The 5,817-nt window shown below is 76.9% G+C and carries 8 protein-coding genes; 3 read left to right on the forward strand and 5 right to left on the reverse strand.

What is annotated here, in order from left to right:
* Window positions 1–440: aggregation-promoting factor C-terminal-like domain-containing protein (locus WCS02_RS16475; protein WP_479688808.1), on the forward strand; the 440-nt coding region annotated here is incomplete at its 5' end.
* Window positions 441–579: 139 nt separating this feature from the next.
* On the opposite strand, the gene WCS02_RS16480 is transcribed toward WCS02_RS16475, so the two are convergent.
* Window positions 580–2,007 (reverse strand): class II fumarate hydratase, encoded by a 1,428-nt coding sequence (locus WCS02_RS16480; protein WP_340295207.1) that lies wholly within the window; start codon window positions 2,005–2,007, stop codon window positions 580–582.
* Window positions 2,008–2,078: 71 nt separating this feature from the next.
* Between WCS02_RS16480 and WCS02_RS16485 the strand changes: the two genes are divergently transcribed.
* Window positions 2,079–2,597, forward strand: coding sequence for a methyltransferase family protein (locus WCS02_RS16485; protein WP_340295209.1), 519 nt, complete (start codon window positions 2,079–2,081; stop codon window positions 2,595–2,597).
* 78 nt (window positions 2,598–2,675) lie between these two features.
* Here WCS02_RS16485 and WCS02_RS16490 read toward each other — a convergent pair whose 3' ends face one another.
* Entirely contained in the window at window positions 2,676–3,365 is a 690-nt protein-coding gene (locus WCS02_RS16490) for a carbonic anhydrase (RefSeq protein WP_340295211.1), read from the reverse strand.
* A complete protein-coding gene (locus tag WCS02_RS16495; RefSeq protein WP_340295213.1) occupies window positions 3,362–4,318 on the reverse strand; it encodes a carbohydrate kinase family protein in 957 nt (318 codons plus the stop codon). The genes WCS02_RS16490 and WCS02_RS16495 overlap by 4 nt, the downstream gene beginning before the upstream one ends.
* 33 nt (window positions 4,319–4,351) lie before the next feature.
* Here WCS02_RS16495 and WCS02_RS16500 point away from each other — a divergent pair, with 33 nt between their 5' ends.
* Complete coding sequence (locus WCS02_RS16500) at window positions 4,352–5,059, forward strand: DUF4245 family protein (RefSeq protein ID WP_340295215.1); 708 nt, start codon at window positions 4,352–4,354, stop codon at window positions 5,057–5,059.
* Window positions 5,060–5,093: 34 nt separating this feature from the next.
* Here the strand turns inward: WCS02_RS16500 and WCS02_RS21195 are convergent, their stop codons facing one another.
* Complete coding sequence (locus WCS02_RS21195) at window positions 5,094–5,423, reverse strand: exodeoxyribonuclease VII small subunit (protein WP_376984011.1); 330 nt, start codon at window positions 5,421–5,423, stop codon at window positions 5,094–5,096.
* The coding region (locus tag WCS02_RS16510; protein WP_340295217.1) for an exodeoxyribonuclease VII large subunit at window positions 5,420–5,817 on the reverse strand (398 nt) is incomplete at its 5' end. The genes WCS02_RS21195 and WCS02_RS16510, both read right to left, overlap by 4 nt.

Consider the following 5,817-nt stretch of genomic DNA (forward strand, 5'->3'; position numbering starts at 1 on the left):
GGGTCGAGGCCGAGCGCGTCGCCGCCGAGGAGGCCGCCCGCGTGGAGGCCGAGCGGGTCGCCGCGGAGGAGGCCGAGGCCGCCGAGGAGGCGCAGGAGGCCGCCGCCGCGTCCGCCGCCGACGACCGCCCCGTCGACCCCGGCTCGAACCGGGCGCTGGGCCTGGAGCTCATGCTCGCCTACGGCTTCGGCGAGGACCAGTGGTCCTGCCTGGACAGTCTGTGGCAGAAGGAGTCCGGCTGGAAGCACACCGCCGACAACCCCAGCTCCAGCGCCTACGGCATCCCGCAGGCCCTGCCCGGCAGCAAGATGTCGTCGGCCGGCTCGGACTGGGAGACCAACCCCGCCACCCAGATCCAGTGGGGCCTCGGCTACATCGACGGCCGCTACGGCAGCCCCTGCGCCGCCTGGTCCCACAGCAAGGCGAAGAACTGGTACTGAGCGACCGGCCTCCGGGCCGCTGCTCCCGCGAGCCGCTGGGCCGCTGAGCGACGAGGGCCCCGCACCGTCACGGTGCGGGGCCCTCGTGCGTGCTGGTGCCGTCCCTGGTGCGGCCCCCGGGTGGGGCCCGCGAGGCGGCTCAGCCCTGGCCGGTCGGCCCCGTCATCGTCGTCACGTCGAGGTAGGCGTCGAGCTGGGACTCCGTCAGGCGCTCGCCGTCGACATGGCCGAGCGCCACCACGGCCTCCTTGATCGTGATGCGCTCCTTGAGGGCGTGCTTGGCGACCTTGGCGGCCGCCTCGTAGCCGATCACCCGGTTGAGCGGGGTGACGATCGACGGCGAGGACTCCGCGAAGGCACGGCAGCGCTCGACGTCGGCCTCGATGCCCGCGACGCAGCGGTCGGCGAGCAGCCGGGACGCGTTGGCGAGCAGCCGGGCGGACTCCAGGACGTTGCGGGCCATGACGGGGATCTGCACGTTGAGCTCGAACGTGCCCGACGCACCCGCCCACGCCACGGCGGCGTCGTTGCCGACCACCTGCGAGCAGACCATGAGCGTGGCCTCCGGCAGGACCGGGTTGACCTTGCCCGGCATGATCGAGCTGCCGGGCTGGAGGTCGGGCAGCCGGATCTCGGCGAGGCCGGTCGTGGGGCCCGAGGACTTCCACCGCAGGTCGTTGCAGACCTTCGTGAGGCTGACCGCGACCGTGCGGAGCGCGCCGGAGGCCTCGACGAGCCCGTCGCGGGCGCCCTGCGCCTCGAAGTGGTCGCGCGCCTCGGTGACGGGCAGGCCGGTCTCGGCGGCGAGCCGCTCGACGACGGCGGCCGCGAACCCGGGCGGGGTGTTGATGCCCGTGCCGACGGCGGTGCCGCCGAGGGGGACCTCGGCCACGCGGGGCAGCGTCGCGACGACGCGCTCGACCCCGCGGCGGACCTGGGCCGCCCAGCCGGCGAACTCCTGGCCGAGGGTGACCGGGGTGGCGTCCATGAGGTGGGTGCGACCGGAGGTCACGACGTCGGCGAGCTCGGCGGCCTTGGCCTCGAGCGCCTCCGCGAGGTGCTCCAGCGCGGGGACGGTGTCCTGCGCCAGGGCCGACGTCGTCGCCACGTGCACCGAGGTCGGGAACACGTCGTTGCTGGACTGCGAGGCGTTGACGTGGTCGTTGGGGTGCACGTCGGAGCCGAGGTGGCGGGTCGCCAGGGTGGCGAGCACCTCGTTCATGTTCATGTTGCTCGAGGTGCCCGAGCCGGTCTGGAAGACGTCGACGGGGAACTCCGCGTCGAAGCGGCCAGACGGCGCGCCCTCGACCACCTCGTCGGCCGCCGCGGCGATCGCGTCCGCGACGGGCCGCTCGAGCACGCCGAGGTCGGCGTTGACCTGGGCGGCGGCCTTCTTGACCCGGGCGAGCGCGACGACGTGGGCGCGCTCCAGACCGGTGCCGCTGATGGGGAAGTTCTCGACGGCGCGCTGCGTCTGGGCGCGGTAGAGGGCCGCCGCGGGCACCCTCACCTCGCCCATCGTGTCGTGCTCGACGCGGAACTCTGGTTCGGCTGCGTGGGTCGTCATGCCCCCATCCTGGCCGCTCGGCGCCCCGCGCGTCGTGGCGGGGCGGGGCCGCGGGTGCCACGCTCGGACCCATGAGCAGGCACGCCGCCGACGACCCCGGGACCGCTGTCCGCCGCCTGGTCCGGTGGCTGGTGACCGGCTGGGTGCGGCCGGGGTGGCTGGTGCCGCTGCAGGGCGCGGCGATGGTCGGGCACCTGCTGCCCGGAGGGCCCGCGGTGCGGCTGCCGGCAGCGGTGCGGGCGGCCGGCGTGGTCGGCCTCGCGGGCGGCATCGCCCTGTCGACGGCGTCCGCCACGTCGCTGGGCAGCGAGCTCACCCCCGCGACGACGCCCCGCGAGGGCGCGCAGCTGAGGACGGAGGGCCCGTACGCGCTGAGCCGGCACCCGCTGTACGCCGGGCTGCTCGTCGCCTCGCTCGGCGCGGTGCTGCTGCGTGGCCGGCTGAGCACCGTCGTGTCCGCCGTCGGCCTCGCCGCCGTGCTGCACGTCAAGGCCCTCGAGGAGGACAGGGCGCTCGCCGGGCTGTTCGGCGAGCGCTACGAGGCCTACCGGGCCCGCGTGCCCCGGCTGCTGGGGCTGCCCGGCCGCTGAGTCCCGTCGCGGGGCCTGGTCGGTCCGCCCGGGCCCGGTGCGCGTGACGGGCCCGCCGGGGACGTGGACCTGGCCGGGTCAGCCGGCGGGGGGTGCGTCCGCGAGCTCGACGCCCTCGGCGTGGACCAGCTGCACGAGGCCGTCGGCCAGCGTGTACGTCGCGCCGACCACCCCGAGCCTGCCGGCGGAGACGGCCTCCCGGACCGCCTCGGACCGTTCGACGAGCTGGCGGGCGGTGGCGCGGACGTGCTCGCGGACGATGTCGTCGACGCCGGTCTCGCCGCGGTGCTCGGCGGCGAGGACGCTCGTGGTGACCCGCTCGACGATGTCCCGCACGAACCCGCCGGGGACGCTCCCGTCCTGCCGCGAGGTCAGCGCCGCCGACACCGCCCCGCAGGAGTCGTGCCCCAGGACGACGAGCAGCGGCACGCCGAGCACCGACGTCGCGAACTCCACCGAGCCCAGGACCGCCGTGTCCAGCGCGTGCCCCGCGGTGCGGACGACGAAGAGGTCGCCGAGACCGCGGTCGAAGACCAGCTCGGCCGCCACGCGGGAGTCCGAGCAGCCCAGGACCACGGCGAAGGGACGCTGGCCGGTGCTCACCCGGCGGCGCTGGGCGGCGTCGGCGTTCGGCCGCAGCGCCTCGTCGGCGGCGAAGCGGGCGTTGCCGGCGGCCAGCTCGGCCCAGGCGTCCCCGGGGGTGGCGGGCACGGGCGGCGTCGCGCCGGTCGCGTCGGTCGCGTCGGTCGCGTCGGTCACGCCGGTCACGGGTGCTCCTCGGTCGCTGCGGGCGGGGGCGTCAGGTCGGCGGCCCACGGCGGGTCGGCGCCGGGCCGTGAGCAGGTGATCGACGCGATGCCCGCCGCGTGCGCGAGCACGGTCGCCACGGTGCGCGTGTCGACTGCCCGCAGCGCCGCCCGGCGGGACGCCCCGAGCAGGCCGTGGCGGGCGAGGCCGTCCAGCAGGCCCGACATGAACGAGTCACCGGCGCCCACCGTGTCCACGACGCGGGTGGGCGGGCTGTCGACGTGGACGTGGCCGGCGGCGCCCAGCGCGTCGGCACCCCCCTCGCCCCGGGTGACGACGACGAGCGCGGCCCCGCGCATGAGCCACGAGCCCGCGACGTCGAGCGGGTCGACGCCTGGCCGCAGCCACTCCAGGTCCTCGTCGCTCACCTTGACCACGTCGGCGGTGCCCACGTAGGCGAGCACCTTGGCCAGCGCCACGTCCGGGTCGCCCATGAGCGCCGGGCGGGCGTTCGGGTCGTAGGACACCGTGGCGCGGTGGCGGGTGCGCGACAGCAGCCCCTCGACCACGGACGCCCCCGGCGCGAGGACCGCGGCGATCGACCCCGTGTGCACCACGTCGAAGCCCTCGGGCCCTGCGAGGGCGTCCAGGTCGACCGACGGCATCGAGGCGTCCAGGTCGAAGTCGTACGTGGCGACGCCGGCGGCGTCGAGGGTGGCGGTCGCGGTCGAGGTGCGCGCGGCGCCGGTGCTGCCCGGGACCAGGCGCACGCCCGAGGCGGCCAGGTGGTCGGTGACCAGGGCGCCGTCCTCGTCCTCGCCGACCCAGGTGAGCAGCTCGGCGCGGTGCCCGAGCCGGGACAGGCCCAGCGCGACGTTGGCGGGGCTGCCCCCGGGGTGGCGGCCGAGCGCCTCGCCGCCGGGACCGCGGACGACGTCGACCAGTGCCTCACCCACGACCAGAGCCCTCACCATGAGCGCAGGCTAGCCATCGGCGACCATGTGCACGTGAGCCATCCGGAGACGCCCGCGCCGACCAGCCCGGCAGACGGTCCTGCCACCCCGCCGCAGGCCGCCGGCAGCACCGCCGGGGGCCCGACCGGTGCCCCGCCGGCGCGCAGCCGGGGCAGGGGGACCGCGCGCGACATGGTCCTGAGCATGGTCGTGATCCTCGCCTGCGTCGGCGGCATCCTGCTGCTCGCCCCGCAGCCGGACGAGGTGGACCAGCCGCAGGTGTCCGACGCCGAGGCCGCGGTCGCCGTGCAGGAGGCCGAGGCCGCGCTCGGGACCCAGCCCCTGCTGCTCGCCCCCGGTGCCGCCGACGAACCCATGGCCGACCTGCCCGCCGAGGCGGTCGTCCCCCTGGACGAGGGGTGGCGGCTGGACTACGCCCGCACCGAGGAGACCGACGAGGTCGGCACCTGGCGCGTCGGGGTGCTGTCGCCCGGCGAGCGGCGCGTCGACCTCGAGCAGGCCGTCGACCCCACCGAGGAGTGGCTGACCCGCTCGGACGAGGGCAGGCCGGGGCTGCCCGAGCCCGTCGACGTGGGCGGCCTCACGTGGACCGTGCAGGAGCGGGGCGACGGCCGGACCGCGTGGACGTACGAGGACCCCGAGGGCGGCGCCGGCGCGCTCACCACCACGGTCAGCGCGTCGTCGGGCTCCGAGGACCTGCGCGAGGTGGTCGAGGCGGTGTCAGCGGCGCTCGTGCCCTGACCCCTGGTCCCCCCGGCAGCCCCGGCGGCGGACGCTAGCCGGCGTCGGGCGCCGGCCCGGCAGCGCGGGCGTCGAGCCGCACGAGGGCCCCGTCGAGCACCTCCTGGCAGCGTGCGGCGAGCGCCTCGCCCCGCTCCCACAGCGCGAGCGACTCCTCCAGGTCGGTGCTCCCGGACTCCAGGCGGCGGACCACCTCGACGAGCTCGTCGCGGGCGGCCTCGTACGGCAGGGACGCCGGGTCGGGCCGGTCGTCATCGCCGGGGGCGCCGGCAGCCCCGCGAGCACCGGCACCACCGGAGGGGCCGGCAGCACCAGCAGCACCGGAGGGCGGGCGGGTGGCGGTCGGGTCGCTCGCAGGGGTCACGGGGTGCTCCTCGTCGTGGTGGCGTCCGGGTCTGCCTGCGGTGCGGTCTCCCCGGCGAGCGTGACGCCGGCGACCGTGACGCCCAGGTGGCCGCGGGCCAGCGTGACGACGAGGTTGCCGCCGACGGACACCTCGTCCGCGCCACGGACCACGGCCGCGTCCGGCACGGTCCGCACGATGGCGTAGCCACGGTCCAGGGTGGCGGCGGGCGACAGGGCCCGAAGGTGGGCGAGGGTGCCGCGCAGGTGGTCCGACCGCCGCGCCAGGCCGCGCCGCGTGGCCGCCCTCAGCCGCAGCCGGCAGTCCTCGACCACGGCGGCGCGCTGGACGAACAGGCCGCGCAGGTCCGTGAGGGCCGGCCGGGCCCGCAGCGCGCGCAGCAGCTCGCGCTCCC

This window comes from Aquipuribacter hungaricus (assembly GCF_037860755.1).
GTDB classification, from domain to species: Bacteria; Actinomycetota; Actinomycetes; order Actinomycetales; family JBBAYJ01; genus Aquipuribacter; species Aquipuribacter hungaricus.